Origin of the sequence: Desulfosporosinus paludis, from assembly GCF_045689965.1 — a bacterium.
GTDB lineage: Bacteria > Bacillota > Desulfitobacteriia > Desulfitobacteriales > Desulfitobacteriaceae > Desulfosporosinus > Desulfosporosinus paludis.
Genome location: NZ_CP144211.1, coordinates 3,201,798 through 3,222,718 on the forward strand (window position 1 = coordinate 3,201,798; position 20,921 = coordinate 3,222,718).

A 20,921-nucleotide genomic window follows, 5' to 3' on the forward strand; every position below is an offset into this window, starting at 1 on the left:
ATTGAAAGAGATTTTGAATGGCTCTGGTCCTCTCATAGGAGTACCAATACGATTTCTGCTGTAAAAAAGCTATCTTTAGGGCGATAAGCCTTCCAGTAAATTCTGAGAATATGAGATTAGTTTGTGAAAGCAGAGCCTATCGGTCTTTACTACCTTTAGCGTTGCGGATGAACAACTGCATCTTGTTGCTGTCGAGGTCTAAAACTTTATGAGCGACTATTGCACTTAGGCGAAGCCTTAATCCGCTAAGGAGCTCACTCGAGGTTTCCATTATTTTCAATAAAGTTAAAAGTGATTTATACTTAGGGTTACAGATCGATTCCTTATAAACGGACTCATTTACTTTTCCATCTTGGAACAATATTCTAACGGTAAACACTTTTCAATTGTCTATTAGAGACTGGTTCTTACATTGTCTTTATATAAGGGGTTGTTTGGATGAATTTGGAGACACAAGCATTGTTTAATCTGACGGTCAATAGTCGTGAAGTACTGGATGTTATTTACTATTATTATCATTTACAAGACGACAAGGAACGAATTGATAGTTTTGCTATTTGGTTAAAACAATATTTTTATCGGTTGGATAACAAAGAAAAAGTTGATTGGTACGAGTTATCCAAGCAGCTTCTTGAGACCATTAAAAGTGATTATATAAGATTTGGAGACTAACACTTTTCGCGGAAGTACCTTTGATACCCCTCATCACCTAGGATTGTTACAGTAGGAGTATCTTTTGATTTAGGGTAACGATGAATTATATAAGGTTTCCGATGTGTTTTGATCTTCTTATTAGATCAAGAAATTTCTATAATCAGCCTAAACAAGATAGAGATCGATTACTATACATTTTATGAATAGGAAACAAATTTCCATACACAGGATTACTTTCGCTTACAATAATAAGAAGTTTTGTGGATGTTAATATAAGCCTGGTTATGGACAACTTCTAAGCTTCATAAATAGTAATACGAAGGAATAAATTTTTTCAAACTTTTCCCTTGGATAATGTGAGAAGACCTGGTAAATTCCCGTGGCAATAATATGATTCATGTTTTTCCCCGCGGTAAAAATATTGTTCCATTATACAGTAGATTTCGAAATATTGGAGGTGTATTTCTAAGGTTTTAAGGAAAAAATATGGTTTCATTGAGGGGAAGAAATATGGGTAAAATGACAGATACATAATGAAAGCCTTGAGGTACATTAATAAGTACGACTCAAGGCTTTTTTGCATGTTAAGATGAAATTCTGTTAGTATATCATGATTTACGTAAGAATAGACTCTAAGGTATTTCAGGAGAGGGACAGTTGACGATTCCCTTAGAGGGGGTTTAGCGAAACTACGAATGATGAACAGACCTTGCTGTGTATAAGACTCATTATATTCAGCAATAACACCTTCGCTAAAGACCCAAACTGCGTAGTAGACGTTCCGTACAATATGCCGGGTCGATCCTTGTATTTGATTTATGTCCCAGGAGTACATCGCCAACAACGGATGTACTCCTTCCTTTGTTGTCCACATGGCCTTACATTCCGGCGGCTTTTCTGTAAGTCTTCATAAGATTGGTGAGTTTAACTGATGTCTTGAAAGAATAGATATTATTTTTCTGCTCAAAAGAAAGGGCCACCTTGAATGATACTTCAAGGTGGTCTTTGTAAACAATAACTTTATCAACGTAGCTGTCAATGAATTTCTTACACTCGGGGATATTTTTCTCCGTAACGAATTTCCTAAACATGGAGAACATCTTCCGTAGGCTCTCCTCGGTGACTTCAATCGAGGCTGTACGGATAGTTCAGGACTATTATAAAAAGAAATCGAAAGTAGTTCCGGGAATTATAGCAGGATTACATACATTTGGGGCACGGATGAACTTTAATCCTCATGTTCATATGCTTGTAACCATGGTCGGAATGAAGAAGAGTGGAGAATGGAAGGTCTATGACTATATTCCATTCGAAATGTTCCGAAAACAATGGCAAACGGTCGTCTTAAAATTGATTCGTAGATCTTTAGATGAGAGAGAAAAAAGGGAAGTACAACCATTATTACAAAAGGCTTATAAAGCCAATGGCGATGGATTTTACGTTTATGCACCGAAACAGAAAGGGAATGTAAAGGTGCAAATAGGATATATTGGTCGGTATATTCGTCGACCCGCAATAGCGCTGAGTCGGATTGAGGAGTATGATGGCCAATATGTAACGTTTCGATATCATGACAAAACGGATGAACAAGAAAAGCGTGAAAAGCTAACGGTTGAAGAATTTATTGCACGGTTGATCGTGCATATACCGGATGAGCAATTCAAAATGATACGTTACTATGGAGTATACTTCAGGAGAATCAAGGCTCTTTGTAGGAAAGTCATCTCAGTTTGGCAAAAAGAAGCACGGAAGTGGATCGTCAAAGTAAAGAAGACCATAAGTCGTAGGAAATGGGAGCAACGGATCAAAGAACAGACGGGGAAGGATCCCATGCAATGTCCACATTGCGGGAATTACTATGAATACAAGGGAGAAGTATGCCTAAAAGAGGGACAATTGGCCATAAAACATGCGAGTGACCATACAGCAATAGCATGTCTAGAAAGGATGATTTATAATTTCACCGGTATCAAAACAGAGAAAGGCCATAAAAAAGAAGAAAAAACCCCAAAACAGCCGGAGCTTAGTCGGAACCCAGAGTATAGTCAAGTATATTTGTTTAGCGTGGAAACAAATTGAGGAGATCCCGCTAAATGTAGTAAGATCGTTTGATGCAATGGATAATGGAGATCCAACCGTTCCTCCGCAGTTTAGTTGTGAGGAATGTGGAGGAGATATGTACCCAGAGTATTATAAGGGATTTCATGGCTATGAATATAAAATTTCAGATATCCAAGAACAATAAAAGGACTGAGGCCGCAGCCGCAGCCTCGGTTTTTCTTATTTTAAGTTTTCATCGATAGTATTTTACCATTTCAATGGGAACACAATGTTTAAAAAAAATTGTTCAATAGTTTCACCAGAATGGATATCTTTATTTATTAAAAGCAATTCCACAGCAAATTGGTTAGCTTGTCTTTTATACTTATCTGCATTTAAAAACGAATATTCATCTAAGAAAAACCGATTTAGCCCCCTGTGAAGCCTATCATGTGCCAATTCGTGAGCGCATATGAAACGTTGCCAATGAGAATTTAGCCTTGAGTTAATCACGATAAATCTGCGCCTAAGTTTATTATAATAAATCCCACGCGTATGTTCACCAAGATCAGCATACCGGATGTGAATACCAAGATGTTCTACAATGGTGAAGGGGCAATTGGTTTTATACTTACGGGTTATGTATAAGCTTGTGCATATTTTAAAGCACCCCTTTAAAAAAACGGCACCTATGATTATTTCTTGGTGTCGTTCGTGCTGTCAGGTTTTTTTTGCGTTTGTTCATCTGTTTAGCCTCCCAGAAAAGACCAGTAAGAACATCTTTAATCCTTTGTTGATCCTCACCCTCAATAGGGACGCCATCAAACATTAAGTCATCGTCTTCTTCAAGCATTTTCTTGAAATCGCGTTTATCCTTTGACGTAGCCCGAGAGGGAACGTTCTCTTCGTCCATTAACAACGAGACCTTGATGTAAAGGCCGTCTGCTATAGCTTTTAATGTTTCTACACTCGGGTTATATCTATCATGCTCAATATCAGCTAAATAAGAACGTACATATTAGTAAGAATTGCTAATTCATTTTGAGTAAGCTTTTTTTGATTTCGATAAAACTTAATGCTTTCACCTAGCGTCACGCGTGTCTTCCCCTTTAGTCGGTATAGCCGACATTTGATTATTTAATCCAGAGAGAGGGATAAATCTTCTGGCAGGTTTGGTGCTTAAACAAATACTCAAGGAGGAGGCGGAAAGGAAGGAGAAGGCCAATAACGGTGCTTCGGCGTGAATTCGGGAAGAGTGGGAGACAATTAGGTATTTATCCAAGAGATGGACAAGCATTGAAGGGAGGTGAGAACGATGAACAAACAAAGCCCCACTTGAATCTTGGTTAGAAAAATGGGGAACAAACTTAGACTGGGAGGCAAAAGCTAAATTTCGTGAAGCCATCTATGAATGCAAGAAGATGCTTGATCGAACATTTGAGCAGCGCGTATCTGCCTTAGAAAAAGAAATAGCCGAGCTGAAAGGGCTAGTTTCAGATCGGCATAAAACTACCAATAATATTACTCAGCAATTTATTAAACTAATCAGGAAAAAAAGTTTAACTTTTCAGGAAGCAACGAACTGCTTTCGGTAGGCAAGATGACGTTTTCAACGAAGGAGGAATGCCTATGGGAGATAATCCCATTCCGAAAGATCAGTAGGGCCGTTGACTATTCCGTTAAGCTTATCCCATTCGTAGCATCCCTTGACATGAACGTAAACGTTATCTGCTGCCGACTGTGCACTTTCATGATGTTCATAAACTACATCTTCAATTTTTAAAGCGTACTTTCTCATGACAGGATCAAAGTAAATTTGCATTAAACCAATTGGGCTTTTATACAAATACAAGATTAGCTTCCTCCTTTCGTCAATTTGTTAGCTGGATAACTACCAAATTCTATGTTAGAGGGAAAACCCTGTAAATATTACCCTCTAGAAACTTTCCTCGGTTTGTAAACTGCATTAGGGTTCGAATCATTTAGTATTCGTATCTGCATTTTTTCGGCTAGTGAACATCTAGTATTGGCATGGCTACCGGCAACGCATGAAGGGCTCGTCTCACCATAGGACCTACAAATGAGGATATTGTAGCAATCAAAAATATAAGCATGAGTTCCTTTATCGTTTTGCTCAATCGGATCGGATAGGTCTTTAATTGATGGATTCAAAACACTCACCCCTTTCATAATGTTAGGAATATTGCTAACTTCGACAACATGCGAGGAAAACCCTGTAAATAAATAGCGAAAGTGAGGTGAGAAACATATGAGTGCGACTACGCAAGAACAGATTATGAATAAAGACCAGGCGCGTGGCATGGCCATGAAGATCATGCACTTGCCACGTATTGGGTGGGTTATAAAAGGCAGTCGTGCAAAGTCCAACGAGAAAATTGAAATGTCCAGGGCGCTTGCAAAGGAGCTGGCCGATAAAACCGTCTCCTTTTACCTGACGCTAGAGCAGCTCCCATATGACCCGTTTTGCAATTGCAAACATGTGGAAGCATTGCTTCAGAAAGCAATTCAAGAACTACCGGAAGGCGATACTGTAGATGAGTTGCAGCAGATCATGTTTAGTTACTGTTCTGCATGTGGGAAGAAATTTGAGGGGTGAGATGGAACCATTGCTCCGTAAAATCATCGAATCAACTCTTGGACCTATAACCAACTCGGAATTCAAAGAAATCCTCGACCTTGCCACCACGGATATAAAAAAAACCGCATCAGCTTTGGTAAGATGACAAGCCTTCATGACACGATAGAGATTGCGATAATTTGTTTTTCTGCACTCCATAAGGGGAAGGTTGCGACTAACAAAGCCGTTATTACCAGTACAAATTCCGAAAAGAGCATGACCGCTGGCCATCATGGGAGGATGCTATGGCCTATTGTTCACCAGAGATGCAGGTATGGTGGAAGAAAGAACTTAGAGCGAGAGGGGTCTCAATTTAACCAGGAGGATGAGCTCTTTGTGGTAATAAAACAAATGTCGAAAACCTGTTATTGTGGCTTACCCATGGAATTTCCCGATGGGGAAATACGGACCAAATGCTTATGCGGTGCTCTCTGGATACTCGGTCAAGAAGGTTATTTGGTATAACCAAGGTCCATTAATTACCCCGACAACGACAAAAGCTAAGTCAAGTCGTTATAAACGTTACATGAAACGAAGGAACAAAGCTAAGAGAAGAAAGGCGGGGCGTAGATGATTAAAAGGTTCATAAGGTTTATGCGAAACCAACTCCTTAAGGCCGAAAGGATCAGGCACGAAATTGAAGCGTACCAGGATCGAAAGAAATTTTCTAAGTTTATGTGTATCAGTAATTCTGTTCGTACGGATGAGAAGGTCTCTGAGGTAATCGTTGATTACATGGATACCCGAAGGATATCTCAGCGTGGGGTTAATCCGAACATTATTAGGCCGTTCGGCTTGAGGAGGGAGTGATCTACATTGGACCTTAAGCAGCGATTAGTCGAACTGGCGAAAGAATGTGGAAGAAACAGCCTATATCATTATGTTGTTGGAAATATCAGAGGTATAATTATGGATTCATCTTGTCTTTCTGATCAAAAAATTCTAGAGATCAAAGAAACTCTTATTTACCTTAATCAAGTTTGGAATGATGATTCCTTACCCTGGGACGCGAAAAAGGCCTCTGCGCCAACAGAGACCGTCGATAAATAGCTCATTTAAATTGTATCATGGATCTCTCGAAAATAGAACCATTGGTAAATCGTGTAATGGCTGAAGAGTCATGATTGATAAAACTAAGATTAAACTCTTCAAAATGAATGATTATGATTGGGTTGCAGCTGAATCGAAGGAGCAAGCTCAGGAAGGGTATCTCAAGGAACATGGCATTACCGAGGAGGAAAACCTTTTTGAAGATATCAAAGAGGAACCTCTAAGTAAAAGCTTTCTTTGCCCGGTCTCAGAACTTACCCCTGAAGAAAAGACAATGAATTTTGTAATAACAGAGCGTCATGGACAAAAGTGGGTTTGGCTGCCGTTCAGTTATACCCTAACTACTATTGGAGATTTGGAAACTCCTTCTATGGCTGAAACTACTGAATGCTAAATTCTTCTGGTACAAATTTTGAATTGTTTCCCTTACCTAAAGTTGCCATAATTTAATCTCCTTTGCGTCAGATCTAGATTTTATCTAGTTCCTGTAAAAGAGGAAATTTTAAAACGTTTAATTGTACCATGAACTAGTGGAGAAGCCTTGGATGAGTGAAGGGCGAACATGGGGACTTAAACTTAAATAGTTAATGTAATTCAATTTTTTCGCGGGTTGACCAACCCATTATGTCATAAACAATTCAGTAACCGATAGCGGCTTCTAGTAGGTTGAAGAGCGCAAGGATATTGGCTATTGTGGCTACCCATCCGGTTAGAAGTTTCATCGCGACTAAGCCAAATAATGCCAAGCTAATAACAACACGTATTCCTCTGTCTAAAGCGCCTAAATTTCTTTGAAAGCTAAGTTCCACAATAGTTCCCTCACAATCAATAAAGATGAGTTAATCTTTCCCCAAAAATCCCAAGGTGATTCCTGAAACTGATATCAGGAAACTTGCAGATAATAAATGCAAATGTAGTGAATAAAGGAGATGGCAAAATGGCTTGGATTAAATGTGGATAAGGAGGGAAGGGGCTTGGACATACCTGAAGTTGCAGCTGAGGAAAAGAAAAAGCGTGTAAAGCCGTTGTGGTACCGACAAACGATCCGTCGGTTTACGACATACACGCAGGATAAACATCGCCTACAAATACTTATTGCAAAGCTTGAGACTGAATTTCCTAGTAATACGGCTCAGATTAGCCTAAGCCCTGGCCGTTCTATTGGAAGTATTAGCGACCAAACAGGGAGATACGTGGACAGAAGATTAGAGATGGAGATTGAAATCAGGGATTTGAGGCTAAAGATCCGTGAGGTCGATATGATTCATAATTCTTTGGGATCCACGGAAAGAAAATTAATTGAGCTAAAGTGTTTGTATGTATTGATTAGTAAGGCGTTTTTCCCAATCGACCTTATATAACGAAACCTTTGGCCCTTCTCCAATAGCATTTAAAGCAAGTATTACTCTTGCAGTGATTTCTGTATTAGTATTAATATGGTAATGTTCTATTCCCCAATTGCATTAGAACGAGCAAAGGAGAAGAATCAAGGGATAATGGAATAATAAAGCAGCCGGTTAAGGCTGCAGAAAAATTATATTTGTTTAGTTATTAAGGTCAAGTTGGTCCTTAAGAGCGTTTTGTAAAACCTGAGAGAAATTTATGCCAGCCTTTTCTGCCTTTACGTTAAGCCAGCTAGGAATAGTCAAGGTCTTTTTAACGGCGCGGCTATCATTTTGGCGACGGTATTCAATAGTGTCGACATCTACGAGATTGATAAAACCACCTGATGATGGTTGATGCTTGGACAGATCACTGGGTTCAGGAATGCTTTCGTTTTTGTCTTCGGCATCACATATCCACATAGAAATTGCATCTCTAGCCATATCAATAGCGTCGATAATATTATTACCACACGTAAAGCAACCAGGTAAATCTGGAACCATGACGCCATAGCCACCTTCATCTTCCGGTGTAAAAATAGCCGGATAAGCATATTTCATGATATATTTCTCCTTCATAAATTATTTATATTTGTTTGTTTATATTTGATTATCCCTTGGATAGCGGGGTTATTTCAACCCCGCTATCTTGAGGATATTGTGTAACGTTCCTGATGGGATGTCCTTCTTATGTCTCGGTATTGGAACTTTTATTCCCGGCTTTTGTGGATGAGTTGCTAAATGATGTCTCTTACCTTCAGTTATCTCCCATCCATTTGCCTTGAATAAGCGAAGGACTTCCGATTCTGTCATATGTTCTCCCCTCCTTACATCCATATTATAACACGTATTAATACGTGCGCAAAGAGGGTGTTTATTTTATTTTGTTTTGTTTTCAAAAGGCAGTGATTGCAATATGGCTAATCCGAAATGTTGGAATTATAACGAATTAGATCCCAAGGATAAGGCTAATTGCCCTGCGGCCACTGGAACGGGGTTAAATGCAAAGACGAAGTAATCATAAAAGAACGATACGAAGAAAGCCCGAGATTCAAAGTGTATGACCGAATAATGAGAAGCAACAGAGGATTAATTATACCAGGATAACCAAAACAAACGAAGCAAGACGGCAGGTGAGGTGATGTGCCTAAAGAGAGAGCCCGGGCCGGGCTAAGGCATTCGAACTATACCAAGATCATCATGAAAACATAGACCTGGTCGAAATCGCCAGCCAGCTTAATCTTCCTTCTGGGACGATTCGAGGCTGGAAGAATAAAGATAAATGGGATGAGCAGTTAAACGGAACGTTCCAAACGCCCTAAAGGAAGGTCATGCTTTCTGCAAAAGCCTTCCCAATTAAAGGGAAGTCCTAATGTTCTCTTATAACCAGGAATTATTCACTGGTTGTTAACGACAAGGAAGCTTAAATTCAGGCAAAGCTAAATTATGTTTTGGTAATAAACGACTTCGGTGTGGCAATAAAGGGGGTACAAAGAATGATGGTGCGTAAAATGATTGCAGATGATATTCCTCAATTAGCACTGTTATATAAACAGTGCTAATTGAGGAATCTTGTATGGATAGTTAATTATCTACGATGTAGAAGAATAAAACTTGATTTAATTGTATGAAACTGATAAACTTTTTTTAAACATTATAAATAGTGATTAAAAGCAATGATAGAGAAGAGTAAATATTTAGGAAGCGTCAGAGAGCTGGTGGTGGTGAGAATCAGTGTGGAATAAATATTGAATGGCCTCTTGAGCAGCAACCCGAAATGTTAGTAGGAGTTGACGTGATAATCCACACGTTACAAAAGGTGCCGTATTATTTAGTACGGAATGAGTGATTTAATATTATGTAATATTAAATAAATATGGGTGGTACCACGGTCCAATCGTCCCTTTTAGGGTGATTGGGCTATTTTATTTTAGTTTAAAGGAGAGTTAGTTATGTCGGTAATTTTCTCAGGTATACAACCTAGTGGAACAATCTCTTTAGGGAATTATCTTGGAGCAATGAAAAACTTTACAAAATATCAAAATGAGCATGAGTGCTACTTCTGTATTGTCAATCAACATGCAATTACTGTTTCCCAAGAACCAAATCAACTCAGGAGAAACATAAGGAATTTAGCCGCATTATATTTGGCAGTAGGTTTGGACCCTGATAAAGTGACATTATTTATTCAATCCGAAGTACCAGAACATGTCAAATTGGGATGGATTATGACTACTTTATCATATATTGGAGAGCTTGAACGGATGACTCAATATAAAGATAAATCTCAACGTCATGGAAATGGTGACTCTATCCCTGCCGGCTTACTCACTTATCCGCCGTTAATGGCTGCGGATATACTGCTTTACCAAACTGATTATGTTCCAGTTGGAGATGATCAGAAACAACACATTGAAATAACCAGGGATTTAGCACAACGTTTTAATAGTCGTTATGGGGAAACTTTTAAAATTCCTGCTATTCATACTCAAGAAGTCGGAGCAAGAATTATGTCATTACAAGAACCGAAGAAAAAGATGAGTAAATCTGATGCAAATTCCTTTGCTACTATTTATTTACTTGATGAACCTGAAATAATTCTAAAAAAGATTAAAAAAGCTCAAACTGATTCGGAAAACAAAATTTATTATAATAAAGAGTTTAAGGCGGGCATATCGAATCTTATGGCTATATATGCTTTAATTACTAATAAGTCAATTAATGAAATCGAGCAACTATATGACGGAAAAGGTTACGGACAATTTAAAAATGATGTAGCCGAAGCAATTATTGAAGCCATACGTCCCATTCAAGAAAGGTATAATGAATTTGTTAATAGTAACTACCTTGATCAAGTATTAACTATTGGTGCAGCTAAAGCTTCCAAAAAAGCAGCAGCGACACTTAATAAAGTCGAATATCTAATGGGTTTATCAAGAAAATTTTGAGTTAGAAGTTACGGAAACCAAAGACATATTGCTGCCCACCCTTGATCATTAAGCGGGAGGTGTACCATTAAATTGTATCAGAGAATGTGTTTTTTAGCCTCATCACCTCATTACCTCATTAAAAACCCTGTAAGTTATATTCACGTCAATGTGGCAATACCCATAACTTTTCGTTTTGGAAAAGATATGCTTCATTAAAATTATATATTTCAGAAGAGATGGGGACATGAGAAACAAAAGTTTCGGCACGTCTCAGCAACCGTCCACTGCCGTGGAAAAGGCAGAGAAAGATGATACGATCATAATAACAAAAAACATTGGAGACGAAATTACTTTTGCTACGATTAAGCTTAAAGTTAATGGGGTGGAAGAAAAACAAACAATCAGTTCTAAATATGGTTCGCCAAAAACCGCTACGGAAGGTGCAAAGTTTGTTGTAGTCAATGCCGACCTCACTAATATAACAAATACAGCATTTAAAATACCTCCGGATCTGGTGATTGTTGACAATAAAGATCGTCAGTTTAAAACCTACTCCGATACTATTGGGGTAATTGATGATTATCTCGATTACAAAGAACTTCCTCCGAGTATTAAAGTAACAGGGAATTGGGTATATGAATTACCATCAGACGCTACAAGTTATTTTATTGCATCCAGAAAGTCAGGGACAAACGAACTTTATGAAATTAAATTAAAATAAAAAAATTGCTATAGGAAAAGGGTTCAAAAGGTAAACTTGAATGACTGCTGTAATTCTTTAAAAGTACCCTCGTTGGTGGGGAGTACTTTTAAAATGATGGAAATATTCATTAGGCACAAAAATAGTACCGTCTCGCCTCCACCAAATAAGTACTCAATATTTGATACAATTGTGGCAATACCTATAAGATTTCGTTTAGGAAAATATATGCTTCCTTAAAAATTACATATCTCAGAAGCTACTTGAGGTTTACCGAAGGTAAGGAAGAAGAAAGATTAAAAGGAGATAAGCGAATGGCTGACATAAAATTCGAGATTAAGGAAACAGTCGGTGTCCTTTCAGAATCAGCAAAGGGCTGGAAAAAGGAACTTAACCTTATTAGCTGGAATGATAAGGAACCAAAGTATGATATTAGAGAATGGTCTCCGGATCATACGAAGATGGGGAAAGGCGTAACTCTTAGCAAAGAGGATCTGAAGAAGTTATGGGATGTTCTAAGTCGGCTTAAGTTGTAATAAATTTGGTTAGATAGACGTACCTGAGAAACGAATAGAATTGTCATTAACCAGATCGGGACCGCCATAGGAGGTGTTAACATGACAAACACAATCCTAATAATATTGGCAGTAGTCGTGGGGATTATTATTATCGTAAAGTTTATACGCTTCTTTGTTAAAGGGATAATTCTGTTAGCTTTGCTGGCTGTAGTATTAATGGTTTATACGAATATGACTAATGGTACAACAATACCAAAGAATACTACTTCCAAGATTCAAGCATCCATTCAAAATGAGTCGAGCACTATTGCTCAAAAACTTCTTGGTTACAATCTTAAGCAAGTCGAAACTAATCTGCAAAATACACTGACAAAGGGAATGCTTTCCGCTAAGGAGGTATTTAGTAACTCACTAAATAGAATTTCCAATCGAACAAGTGGGATTAGCTTATGATAGAATGACGAATACTAAAGTTCAAAGCAGTTAAAAAAATGGGGTGGATTGAATTGAGAATAGCTGATGGTGTGGAGGCACTTGAACTGACCGTAAATCTGATGGGGCGGGAAACGACTATTTATCCAACACTATTTTGGGATGAAGAATCTGTAATTCTGGTAGATGCCGGTTTTCCTGGCTTAGAACAACAAATTAGAGAAGCCATCGAAATGGCAGGAGTGTCCTTTGACCGATTGAACAAAGTGATCATAACCCATCAGGATGTTGATCATGTCGGCAGTTTGCCAGAAATCTTAGCTAAGTCTCAACGGAAAGTTGAGGTCTTAGCGCATGAGGTAGAGAAACCTTATATTCAGGGTGATAAGCCACTGATTAAGGCGGATGCAGCTAAAAGATCAAAACTGTTTGAAACTTTACCTGAAGAACAACGAAAACGACTTCAAGCAGTGTTTTCCAACCCGCCAAAAGCAAAAATCGACAGAACGATTGAGGACGGAGAGGAACTGCCATATTGTGGTGGTATAATTGTTATCTATACGCCAGGACATACTCCCGGTCACATCTGTTTATATCACAAGCCAAGTAAAACCTTAGTGACTGGGGATGCCCTTACAGCAAATGAGGGTCGATTATCGGGCCCAAACCCATCTGCCACTTATGATATGGATGAGGCGAATAAATCAGTTAAGAAATTAGCTCAATACGATATTGAAAACGTTATTTGTTACCATGGGGGCGTATTTAAAGAGGATGTACAAAAACGAATTCTCCAGCTAACCATTTAATCAATGGATTACACAAAAAATAGGCTCAACGGAACTCCGTTAAGCCTATTTTTTCATTGTGAGGTAGTATTGTCGAGAGTATCCCACTTAGTACTGCTGGTACCGCTCAACCAGGTATGGGGTTCAATAAAGTCATGGGTAAATAATACATGCTACTAAATTTAATTTGATTCTATCTGATAATGGTTATGGTAAGTAGTAGTAGCCGCTCTTCAAGAGCGGCTATCGCTGTTTAGACAGCTATGTTTGGCCTAATAATGTTTAGGACTTTCAGGCTTAAACCGTTTTCCTATCCTCTCTTACGATCCGGCCATCACGGAACCGAATTACTCGATTTGTGAAGTCAGCTATAGTTTGCTCATGTGTGACAACAACGATGGTGTTTCCAGCTTGGTGCAGATCCTCTAATATGGCCATAACCTCCTTACTGGCTTGAGTATCTAAATTTCCTGTTGGCTCATCGGCAAGGATGACAGCTGGATTGTGTATCAGAGCACGGGCAATGGCTACTCGTTGCTGCTGACCGCCAGATAGTTCTTTACTTGTGTGATTCACCCGGTTGGCAAGCCCAACTGTATCTAAGGCCTTTAATGCTCGTTGGCGTCGTTCTTTGCCATGAATTTCTGCATAGATAAGGGGTAATTCAACGTTTTCTAAAGCTGTTGTGCGAGGCAGAAGGTTAAACCCCTGAAAAATGAAGCCTATTTTCCTATTGCGTATTTCTGCCAATTGGGTGGTCGAAGCTTGAGCAACATTATTACCGTCAAGATAATATTCGCCGCTTGTAGGTTTATCCAGACAACCAATTATGTTTAGCATCGTTGACTTGCCGGATCCTGAAGGCCCCATTACCGCCACGAATTCTCCGGCATTGATATGTAAATTGATTCCCTGTAGAGCGATGGATTTGACGGATCCGGTGTCATAAATCTTGGTTATTCCCTTCAGTGTAATCATGCTAATCCCTCCGGTTCATTGCACCCGTAATTCTCCTTAACCATCGTGGAGATACAATAGTAGATGCATCACCGGTGGATTGTGCTAATAGAATTTTCTTTTTGTGCCAGAGATCGGGTTAACTGAGAAAAGCATAAATAAAGTCTGCATTTTAAGCTAAAGGAACGAGGCTATATGCGTGAACAGCTATAAGAAAAGGTAACCTTCACATTCCGGACATGATTAAATACATTTAAACAAAAATCTTAACAATATATTCACAAAATCTATAGGCAAAGTTCAAAAATTATGAAAATACTATGGACGTTCCAAATATAAAACTAGGAGGTAAAACAAATGCAGTTCAAAAAAATCACTATGTTAGGGGCAACGGGGGTCTTAGCGATCTCGCTGGGCGCTGCTGGGATTGCGTAAGGACCTGTCTCTTTTACAACGGGGTAATTTCCAACGTTTTATGTTCATATATGACTGCGTTGGCAGAATACCCATAAATTTGCCCGTGAAGTTGGGCTCTGACCAGGGGGTGAGATGAAAATAAATTCTAAACAAGATCATTCGTTTTGTGCATAATTTGCATTCCAACTATGTATTTTACTTATATATAAAATTGATCTAAACTATATTTAGAAACCAGGAGATGATAGATATACAAAAGTAAGGGAATTCACAAGCAAGTATTACCAAATAATTAACGTTTGGTATGTGATAATTAGTACAAGTAAAAAGGGGGGTATTGTTTAATGAAAAAACAACTTTTAATGTACATTATGGGTTGTCCTGTATTTGTTGAAGTTAAGGAATCAAATGAAAGAAAACATTAAAAGGCCCATAATCGTAGTAAGCCGGGAAAGCACAAACGATAATGAGCCACACAAGGGGAGGGGAAACCTCCCCGTCCACTATTAGTATATCATTCATATTGGCATTAAGGAATAAATAGCTAAGAATAATTCCACGCACTGTTAAACTTATTGGCAGCGATTCGGCATAAACCTGTAAAATTTAATTTAAAATCTATGGTACTATGTATAAAGAGCGTTCCGAAAGGGGCGCTTTTTTTCTATTAAAATTAAAAAAGCCTCCGCGTCCGGAGGTTTACACAAAGTCTAATAGATTTGCATCTATATATTTCTACGTCTGAATTATATATTTTTATGGGGTTAGATGGTACTGTCAATATTCTTTCGCAAATGGAAATGTACCTACCACTCGGGTTCTACCTCGAATCTCCCAGTTTGGCCTTTCGATGACATTAAGAGTGCTTCTTCTCCAGAGCTTTCCCGACGACGATATCGTTCAATAATCGCTGTTTCAAAAGCTACGCCTTTAATGCTGTTTGAAAAGGTCACTTAAGGAGCTTATGCTCAGGAAACACAAAAACCTCCATACGCTATAAACGTTTGGGGGTTTATTAATAGCCATTCTTTGCCGAGATATCTGCAATTAATTTTTTACTATGGTTAGAATGCTTTTTCTAATCTGAGTACATCATATGTGAAATGGAAGATATATACTATTAATTGTTGTACCATACTGTTAAAATTCAACAGTCATAATCTTTTATTTTCTTTAAACCTTTTATGGTTTGCAATAATCAAGTTTATGAGAGGAATAGTATAAATCCAAATACTATAATACCTTATTTGTACCGAAGCTTAAGCTTCGAGGAATTAGAAGAACGTAATATGGGAAAATTTTATTGTGCGACAGAATAGGATGCCGTAAATAAAGTCCTTGAGATGATTCGTTTGATGCAAAATTCTTCTGCCGCACAGGTCCTTAGCTCAAAATCCAAAAGTACCTCATCTTTTCGTTCGTGGTTATGATTTCTGAACTCTTTACTATGCAAGAAGGATTTAATACCCAAGAACCGCTCCCTTGTACTCCCGTCTCCTTGCGCTTCTAATTTGTGCTTGACAAGTGTAGCAATATATGGATACACTTAATTGAATTGATAGAGGTGCATCGTACAATCAGTACCCGAAGTTGTTAAGGTTTACGTAAGACCGTAGCTTCAGTGAAAGGTGTAGATGCCGAAGTTGGTCCCAATTACGTGGGGACTGGGCTGGTTGGACAAAATAAGATTTGTTCAACTGTCGCGTTTGCGGAGAGCTATCTATATTACGGTATGATTGGAAAATCATACGTGTAATTTAGTAGCTGATTCCGTATCAGCTATTTTTTTATATAAAGGAGACGTAGAATTAACATGAAAAAGAACACTGTTTTCAAAGGTATCGCTACTGCTCTCATCACTCCTCTGGACGAAACAGGAATTAATTATGAGCAGTTTGGCAAATTAATCGATTGGCAAATTATAGAAGGGATTGATGCTCTGGTAATTTGTGGGACGACAGGTGAAGCGTCGACCCTAACTGACGCTGAGCACAGAGCGGCTATTACATTTGCAGTTCAGCACGCAGAAGGCAGAGTGCCGATCATTGCTGGCACAGGTAGCAATGACACCGAATACGTGCATGACCTTACTCGTTGTGCCTGCGATGCAGGTGCGGATGCAATGCTCGTAGTTACCCCTTATTACAACAAGGCTACGCAAAAAGGCCTGATTAAAATGTTTACTCAAATTGCTGACAAGAGTACTAAGCCTATCATCCTCTATAATGTGCCTTCAAGGACAGGTATAAATATTGAGCCTGCAACCTACGAGGTATTGGCTGAACACGAAAACATAGTAGGGATTAAAGAAGCAAATGGCAACATTTCTAAAATTGTTGAAACGATGGCACGTGTGCATGGCAAGCTTGATTTGTATTCAGGCAATGACGATCAGTTAGTTCCACTTATGGCGCTTGGTGGAGTTGGCGGCATTTCTGTGCTTTCTAACATTATGCCGGCACAGACACGTGAGATTTGCACCCGTTTCTTTAATGGTGACATTGCAGGCAGTGCAGAGCAGCAATATAAGCTTTATACACTTATAGACGCACTGTTTTGTGAAGTAAACCCTATTCCGGTCAAGGCGGCTATGGCGGCTATGGGTTTCTGCAAGGATTATCTCAGATCGCCTCTCACTACTATGGAGGATGCAAACCGTGAAAAGTTGGTCTCTCTTATGAGAGCACATGGATTAAACGTTTGAGGAGGATCTTGTAATAGACGAGTCATCATTAAATTGTATTAGGATCGCGGTTTAGCCTCATCCGCTCAAATAAGTACTCAATAACTGATACGAATAAAGAACATAAAAGTCTAGTATTACTGGATTTTTTGGCTTAGGGCAGATTAAGCATCGTTTAAAGCGGTGCTTTTTCGATTTTGCGCCCTTTTCGTTAAAAGATGCACCCACTGAGGGTAAATCCTATCTTTTGTTAAAAGTATAAGATGAGCATAAAATGAACTGCCAGTCGGTTTGAGAACAGCAACCGGCAGTTTTTTATAAGTAAGTTTTGGGGTTAAACATAACCTACATGTTTGGTTCAAATTAAAGAAATAACTAATTTAATCATTTTCGGAAGGCTCTCGTCTCGTGTTTGCGAAAGAGATATTGCATAAGCTAGAAACCGGATATGGTGTTTTAATGTCATTGATGGGAGTCATGTCGTTCTTTGGTAGTATCTTTATGTCGAGCGTAAACGAGAAAAATTAGACAAGGTGTATTATATATATTTCCACTTGTAATTGGTATTTTATTAATAGCAACAGGATTCTTAAATAATTACTTGATAAGCAGCTTGTGTTTGGCTTCGATGGGTTTTCTCTTTATTCCCATTGCGGCAAAGGTCCGATTCATGGAATGCCGGAAAATATGTGTCACATAATCCAGTACTGTCAATAATCTTTTGCAAATTTATTGCTGCAGGTTTAATGGACTGAATTACGTCTTGGTGAGTGCAATTACTGTCATGAGATACTTGAGTAATTAAGTTGCAGCAAGAATGGTCCGGGAAATTCGTGACCTGACTATGAAGAATTCCGTGATTGCCGAGGCAGGAAAGGAAATCTTAATTTGGATTGTACCCTTATTAAGAAGGATATTTCGATCCACCGAATACTGGATGCCGAGACATTGATAGAGATTTAAAAGTCCTTTAATTTTTGCTGTTTTCTTTTCTTAACTAGAATTAATGGTCCGTATTTTTCCCAATCTTCGGCTGTCATTAATCGAGTCATACAATCGCTAGACAAAGGAGTATTTTCCTTTTCGCATTCGCACATCATTTGCGCAGTTTGCAAAGTTCCGGGTTTGTTTGCCTTTCCATACATTTACTATAAGTCCCCTTTCGGCTTTTTTTATACAGTTTACAGGAGGAGGGGAAATAAGAGCATATGTCATTGGTCACTTGTAAATTAGGACTTAAGCACGAAAATGATGGCAAAGATAGACGCTGGCATTATTACAATTGATCATGTTCAAACCCGGGACTGAACGAAAAAGCTAAAAAGGTACATGGGAAGTAAGGACCTTAAAGATAAATCTCCAAGGGCGCCTTCCGACAAGTAGGAAGAATTTTTATTATTTGTGAAGCGAACGAACAAGTGCGCAGAATTTAAACAGTTAAGTTGAACTTTAATGTTTGATCCGTGGAATACTCGCACGGTGTGATTCGCTTTTGCATTTTGGACAGACGAAAGCAGGATTCTTAGTAGCAGAAAGAATGTCCATTTTCAAAGTTCTAGCTGTGCAGTTAACCCATTTGCTTAAGTGGTTCGTGCTCTGACAATTGGGACAACGTAATAACACTGTCATTTCATCACCTCAGGGTAGCTTATGAATGGCAGTGGACAAGTGTGACAAGTGAGGGAGAAAATAAGATGAGATACGAAAAGTCACCACAAGTACGTGATTTGCTGAGCAGCCAATGACAATCATCATCCGCATTAAAAGACTAAAATGTTATCCATATGACTAACATCAAGATATAAGAAGAAGAGCCCTCCCTGACTCTTCTTTTCGGAAGTGAGACTGCTAGGAATGCTTTTGTCAGCAGGAATTCCAACGATAGGTGTCGGGAGCATTGTGATAGCTATGATTGGTAGAGGTGTAATTATTGATTAAGTTATTGTATTTACAAGTTAGACGATCGTGAAAATTTAGACTATCTAGCCCTTCATGAGCGGTTGGGCACGGGTCTGACAAAGGCGATTTTTCTCGCAGGGAGACGGAGTGAGGTTTAGATTTAAACGTCTGCAAGGTTGAAGTAAATGTGAAGTTTCTGGGATACAGATTAAACTCATAAAATCATAGCACTAAAAAATTAAGTTTCAATTCCTTGATCATACTTTCTTGCTATTTTTTGGACTTAATTATTTTGTTATTTGAGAAGGAAATACGCAAAAAATGTTGAATCTTAGCAGATAATGCCTTCTTTTGAGTAAAAATTTTTATGATTATTCTGAAGAGTATGATAGGATTAATATAAACTGGAAGTGACTTAAGATGCTAAACAGTTATAAAAGAAATAGAATGCTATCAATTGGTGAAAAATTTCTTAATTCATTCGAAAACTACAAAGATGAAATTAAATCTGAATTGGAGTATATTAATTATACTCGTTGCCATAATTTTTTTATTCTTCTAATTGCAGCATCCTGCATTCTTATTTATACGGATATTCTAGGAAAGGGCAATGGTCTGTGGGATAAAACTCCAGCGTATCGTTTGCTTTTTTATTCTCACATTGTTATTTTGGCGACTATGTCTGGTTTACTGATACTTTCATGGTTTACAAAAATCAATTTCTTTAAGAATAAGTTATTTTTTTATCGATTTATTTCTCTATTTTTTGCAGTTTTTTGGACTTTCATGGGGGCAGGAACCTCTGTTAATGACCAACTTATTCACGGTCAGATAACAGTTTATGTATTTACGTCTTGTGCCGTTGCAATTATTCTATATATCAAGCCATTTATAAGTTTTATTATCTATTTCTTGTCGTATCTAATATTTATAATAGGTATTACGAAGGTACAGGGGAACTATAACATTCTGAGAGGTAATTATATAAATGGCACGCTGATTGTTGTAGTAGCGTGGTTACTTTCCGTGCTTCTATATGACTTAAAGGTTAAAGATTTTATTAAGAAAAAAACTATCGAACGTCAAAGAAATGAACTTCAGTCAACGAATAGAGAACTTAGCAAAGCAAATTCGCAACTTGAGTTATCTTTACGTGCTCTTGACGAAAGTCAAAATATGATTTTTACTTTAGCGATGGCTTTAGAGTCGAAAGATCCATATACTCATGGGCATTCTGAACGAGTTGCTGAATATTCTCTAGAACTTGCACGTTACCTTGGCTTACCCGAAAAATTACAGGAAAATCTATGGCGTGCGGCTATTTTACATGATATTGGTAAGATTGGGATTCCGGATGCCATTTTAAACAAGACTGGTAGTTTAAGTAACGAAGAATGGCCGATTATGAAATCTCATCCAGAGAATGGTGAAAATATATGCTCTAAATTAAACTTTGCACGTGAAATCCTTCCGGTCATTCGATATCATCACGAACGATATGATGGAAATGGTTATCCGGATGGATTAATCGGTGATAACATACCATATCTTGCCCGTATCATTTCAATATCTGATACTGTAGATGCAATAACTTCAAAACGATCGTATCGTTTGCCCCGCACTTTTCAAACAGCAATCGATGAATTGATTAAGGGGGCTGGGACTCAATTTGATCCTGTATTAGTTAATGCTTTTGTCGAACTCTTTAAGTCAGGGAAGTTAGTTCCTAAAAAGGAATCGACTACCCTTGATAAACTTCGAATCACTTGAATTATAGATTCTATGTTAATGAGCAAGATATGTATTTTCCGATGAATTTTAACAGAAAGGGCC

The 20,921-nt window shown here is 38.3% G+C and carries 25 protein-coding genes, 1 riboswitch and 1 other annotated feature; of the genes, 17 read left to right on the plus strand and 8 right to left on the minus strand.

Translation table 11 applies throughout. From position 1 onward, the window contains the following. Positions 1-438 precede the first annotated feature (438 nt). From VZF35_RS16035 to VZF35_RS16045, 3 genes are all read left to right on the plus strand, one after another. On the plus strand, positions 439-672 hold the full coding sequence (locus VZF35_RS16035; RefSeq protein WP_407306419.1) for a hypothetical protein: 234 nt from the start codon (positions 439-441) through the stop codon (positions 670-672). A gap of 1,101 nt (positions 673-1,773) precedes the next feature. After that, entirely contained in the window at positions 1,774-2,733 is a 960-nt protein-coding gene (locus VZF35_RS16040) for a transposase (RefSeq protein ID WP_407306421.1), read from the plus strand. Positions 2,734-2,770: 37 nt separating this feature from the next. Further along, the gene (locus VZF35_RS16045) at positions 2,771-2,899 is read left to right on the plus strand and encodes a hypothetical protein (protein WP_407306423.1); all 129 of its coding nucleotides are present in this window, start codon (positions 2,771-2,773) and stop codon (positions 2,897-2,899) included. Positions 2,900-2,961: 62 nt separating this feature from the next. Here the strand turns inward: VZF35_RS16045 and VZF35_RS16050 are convergent, their stop codons facing one another. From VZF35_RS16050 to VZF35_RS16060, 3 genes are all read right to left on the minus strand, one after another. Next, positions 2,962-3,393 carry an ImmA/IrrE family metallo-endopeptidase gene (locus VZF35_RS16050; RefSeq protein ID WP_407314642.1) on the minus strand — a complete coding sequence of 144 codons (432 nt, stop codon included), beginning with the start codon at positions 3,391-3,393 and terminating at the stop codon, positions 2,962-2,964. Next, positions 3,356-3,607, minus strand: coding sequence for a hypothetical protein (locus tag VZF35_RS16055; protein WP_407306425.1), 252 nt, complete (start codon positions 3,605-3,607; stop codon positions 3,356-3,358). Before VZF35_RS16055 ends, VZF35_RS16050 begins: the two co-directional genes overlap by 38 nt. 714 nt (positions 3,608-4,321) lie before the next feature. Further along, entirely contained in the window at positions 4,322-4,546 is a 225-nt protein-coding gene (locus tag VZF35_RS16060; protein WP_407306427.1) for a hypothetical protein, read from the minus strand. Between the two features lie 417 nt (positions 4,547-4,963). Here VZF35_RS16060 and VZF35_RS16065 point away from each other — a divergent pair, with 417 nt between their 5' ends. The 5 genes from VZF35_RS16065 to VZF35_RS16085 all read left to right on the plus strand — a co-directional run bounded on the left by VZF35_RS16065 (position 4,964) and on the right by VZF35_RS16085 (position 6,776). Next, positions 4,964-5,311 (plus strand): hypothetical protein, encoded by a 348-nt coding sequence (locus tag VZF35_RS16065; RefSeq protein WP_407306429.1) that lies wholly within the window; start codon positions 4,964-4,966, stop codon positions 5,309-5,311. A gap of 123 nt (positions 5,312-5,434) precedes the next feature. Beyond that, positions 5,435-5,797, plus strand: coding sequence for a hypothetical protein (locus VZF35_RS16070; protein WP_407306431.1), 363 nt, complete (start codon positions 5,435-5,437; stop codon positions 5,795-5,797). A gap of 129 nt (positions 5,798-5,926) precedes the next feature. After that, positions 5,927-6,142: a hypothetical protein gene (locus VZF35_RS16075; RefSeq protein WP_407306433.1), complete on the plus strand. Its 216-nt coding sequence runs from the start codon at positions 5,927-5,929 to the stop codon at positions 6,140-6,142. Between the two features lie 6 nt (positions 6,143-6,148). Continuing rightward, positions 6,149-6,382, plus strand: coding sequence for a hypothetical protein (locus VZF35_RS16080; protein ID WP_407306435.1), 234 nt, complete (start codon positions 6,149-6,151; stop codon positions 6,380-6,382). A 70-nt stretch (positions 6,383-6,452) separates the two neighbouring features. Further along, positions 6,453-6,776, plus strand: coding sequence for a hypothetical protein (locus VZF35_RS16085; protein WP_407306437.1), 324 nt, complete (start codon positions 6,453-6,455; stop codon positions 6,774-6,776). A gap of 244 nt (positions 6,777-7,020) precedes the next feature. Here VZF35_RS16085 and VZF35_RS16090 read toward each other — a convergent pair whose 3' ends face one another. Then, positions 7,021-7,191, minus strand: coding sequence for a YgaP-like transmembrane domain (locus tag VZF35_RS16090; RefSeq protein WP_407306439.1), 171 nt, complete (start codon positions 7,189-7,191; stop codon positions 7,021-7,023). Between the two features lie 165 nt (positions 7,192-7,356). Here VZF35_RS16090 and VZF35_RS16095 point away from each other — a divergent pair, with 165 nt between their 5' ends. Then, positions 7,357-7,743, plus strand: coding sequence for a hypothetical protein (locus VZF35_RS16095; protein ID WP_407306441.1), 387 nt, complete (start codon positions 7,357-7,359; stop codon positions 7,741-7,743). A gap of 183 nt (positions 7,744-7,926) precedes the next feature. Here the strand turns inward: VZF35_RS16095 and VZF35_RS16100 are convergent, their stop codons facing one another. Further along, positions 7,927-8,325 carry a type II toxin-antitoxin system HicB family antitoxin gene (locus tag VZF35_RS16100; protein ID WP_407306442.1) on the minus strand — a complete coding sequence of 133 codons (399 nt, stop codon included), beginning with the start codon at positions 8,323-8,325 and terminating at the stop codon, positions 7,927-7,929. Between the two features lie 69 nt (positions 8,326-8,394). Beyond that, positions 8,395-8,577, minus strand: coding sequence for a type II toxin-antitoxin system HicA family toxin (locus VZF35_RS16105; protein ID WP_407306444.1), 183 nt, complete (start codon positions 8,575-8,577; stop codon positions 8,395-8,397). Positions 8,578-8,978: 401 nt separating this feature from the next. On the opposite strand from VZF35_RS16105, the gene VZF35_RS16110 reads away from it, so the two are divergent. From VZF35_RS16110 to VZF35_RS16135, 6 genes are all read left to right on the plus strand, one after another. After that, a complete protein-coding gene (locus tag VZF35_RS16110; RefSeq protein WP_407314644.1) occupies positions 8,979-9,086 on the plus strand; it encodes a phage terminase small subunit-related protein in 108 nt (35 codons plus the stop codon). 345 nt (positions 9,087-9,431) lie between these two features. Next, positions 9,432-9,672, plus strand: a binding site (T-box leader). A 44-nt stretch (positions 9,673-9,716) separates the two neighbouring features. Then, on the plus strand, positions 9,717-10,712 hold the full coding sequence (gene trpS, locus VZF35_RS16115) for a tryptophan--tRNA ligase (protein WP_407306446.1): 996 nt from the start codon (positions 9,717-9,719) through the stop codon (positions 10,710-10,712). Between the two features lie 226 nt (positions 10,713-10,938). Continuing rightward, entirely contained in the window at positions 10,939-11,415 is a 477-nt protein-coding gene (locus VZF35_RS16120; protein WP_407306448.1) for a DUF4352 domain-containing protein, read from the plus strand. Positions 11,416-11,708: 293 nt separating this feature from the next. After that, a complete protein-coding gene (locus VZF35_RS16125; protein WP_407306450.1) occupies positions 11,709-11,930 on the plus strand; it encodes a YdbC family protein in 222 nt (73 codons plus the stop codon). Positions 11,931-12,011: 81 nt separating this feature from the next. Continuing rightward, the gene (locus tag VZF35_RS16130) at positions 12,012-12,365 is read left to right on the plus strand and encodes a hypothetical protein (RefSeq protein WP_407306452.1); all 354 of its coding nucleotides are present in this window, start codon (positions 12,012-12,014) and stop codon (positions 12,363-12,365) included. Between the two features lie 53 nt (positions 12,366-12,418). Then, positions 12,419-13,153, plus strand: coding sequence for an MBL fold metallo-hydrolase (locus VZF35_RS16135; protein WP_407314646.1), 735 nt, complete (start codon positions 12,419-12,421; stop codon positions 13,151-13,153). A gap of 276 nt (positions 13,154-13,429) precedes the next feature. Here the strand turns inward: VZF35_RS16135 and VZF35_RS16140 are convergent, their stop codons facing one another. Then, positions 13,430-14,110 carry an ABC transporter ATP-binding protein gene (locus VZF35_RS16140; RefSeq protein ID WP_407306453.1) on the minus strand — a complete coding sequence of 227 codons (681 nt, stop codon included), beginning with the start codon at positions 14,108-14,110 and terminating at the stop codon, positions 13,430-13,432. Between the two features lie 1,947 nt (positions 14,111-16,057). Continuing rightward, a riboswitch (Lysine riboswitch) is annotated at positions 16,058-16,233 on the plus strand. An 86-nt stretch (positions 16,234-16,319) separates the two neighbouring features. Here VZF35_RS16140 and dapA point away from each other — a divergent pair. Beyond that, positions 16,320-17,210, plus strand: a complete 891-nt coding sequence (gene dapA, locus VZF35_RS16145; protein ID WP_407306455.1) for a 4-hydroxy-tetrahydrodipicolinate synthase — start codon at positions 16,320-16,322, stop codon at positions 17,208-17,210. A 938-nt stretch (positions 17,211-18,148) separates the two neighbouring features. Here dapA and VZF35_RS16150 read toward each other — a convergent pair. Further along, on the minus strand, positions 18,149-18,334 hold the full coding sequence (locus tag VZF35_RS16150) for a hypothetical protein (RefSeq protein WP_407306457.1): 186 nt from the start codon (positions 18,332-18,334) through the stop codon (positions 18,149-18,151). Between the two features lie 1,174 nt (positions 18,335-19,508). On the opposite strand from VZF35_RS16150, the gene VZF35_RS16155 reads away from it, so the two are divergent. Beyond that, positions 19,509-20,858, plus strand: coding sequence for an HD-GYP domain-containing protein (locus VZF35_RS16155; protein ID WP_407306458.1), 1,350 nt, complete (start codon positions 19,509-19,511; stop codon positions 20,856-20,858). The last annotated feature ends 63 nt before the right edge of the window (positions 20,859-20,921 follow it).

What these genes read in the sequence shown, in the direction of transcription:
- VZF35_RS16120 (WP_407306448.1), top strand. Translation starts at nt 10,939, where the DNA reads ATGAGAAACAAAAGTTTCGGCACGTCTCAGCAACCGTCCACTGCCGTG.
- VZF35_RS16035 (WP_407306419.1), top strand. Translation starts at nt 439, where the DNA reads ATGAATTTGGAGACACAAGCATTGTTTAATCTGACGGTCAATAGTCGT.
- dapA (WP_407306455.1), top strand. Translation starts at nt 16,320, where the DNA reads ATGAAAAAGAACACTGTTTTCAAAGGTATCGCTACTGCTCTCATCACT.
- VZF35_RS16075 (WP_407306433.1), top strand. Translation starts at nt 5,927, where the DNA reads ATGCGAAACCAACTCCTTAAGGCCGAAAGGATCAGGCACGAAATTGAA.
- VZF35_RS16150 (WP_407306457.1), bottom strand. Translation starts at nt 18,334, where the DNA reads ATGTATGGAAAGGCAAACAAACCCGGAACTTTGCAAACTGCGCAAATG.
- VZF35_RS16105 (WP_407306444.1), bottom strand. Translation starts at nt 8,577, where the DNA reads ATGACAGAATCGGAAGTCCTTCGCTTATTCAAGGCAAATGGATGGGAG.
- trpS (WP_407306446.1), top strand. Translation starts at nt 9,717, where the DNA reads ATGTCGGTAATTTTCTCAGGTATACAACCTAGTGGAACAATCTCTTTA.
- VZF35_RS16130 (WP_407306452.1), top strand. Translation starts at nt 12,012, where the DNA reads ATGACAAACACAATCCTAATAATATTGGCAGTAGTCGTGGGGATTATT.
- VZF35_RS16055 (WP_407306425.1), bottom strand. Translation starts at nt 3,607, where the DNA reads ATGGACGAAGAGAACGTTCCCTCTCGGGCTACGTCAAAGGATAAACGC.
- VZF35_RS16140 (WP_407306453.1), bottom strand. Translation starts at nt 14,110, where the DNA reads ATGATTACACTGAAGGGAATAACCAAGATTTATGACACCGGATCCGTC.
- VZF35_RS16085 (WP_407306437.1), top strand. Translation starts at nt 6,453, where the DNA reads ATGATTGATAAAACTAAGATTAAACTCTTCAAAATGAATGATTATGAT.
- VZF35_RS16045 (WP_407306423.1), top strand. Translation starts at nt 2,771, where the DNA reads ATGGATAATGGAGATCCAACCGTTCCTCCGCAGTTTAGTTGTGAGGAA.
- VZF35_RS16070 (WP_407306431.1), top strand. Translation starts at nt 5,435, where the DNA reads ATGACAAGCCTTCATGACACGATAGAGATTGCGATAATTTGTTTTTCT.
- VZF35_RS16125 (WP_407306450.1), top strand. Translation starts at nt 11,709, where the DNA reads ATGGCTGACATAAAATTCGAGATTAAGGAAACAGTCGGTGTCCTTTCA.
- VZF35_RS16065 (WP_407306429.1), top strand. Translation starts at nt 4,964, where the DNA reads ATGAGTGCGACTACGCAAGAACAGATTATGAATAAAGACCAGGCGCGT.
- VZF35_RS16155 (WP_407306458.1), top strand. Translation starts at nt 19,509, where the DNA reads ATGCTAAACAGTTATAAAAGAAATAGAATGCTATCAATTGGTGAAAAA.
- VZF35_RS16100 (WP_407306442.1), bottom strand. Translation starts at nt 8,325, where the DNA reads ATGAAATATGCTTATCCGGCTATTTTTACACCGGAAGATGAAGGTGGC.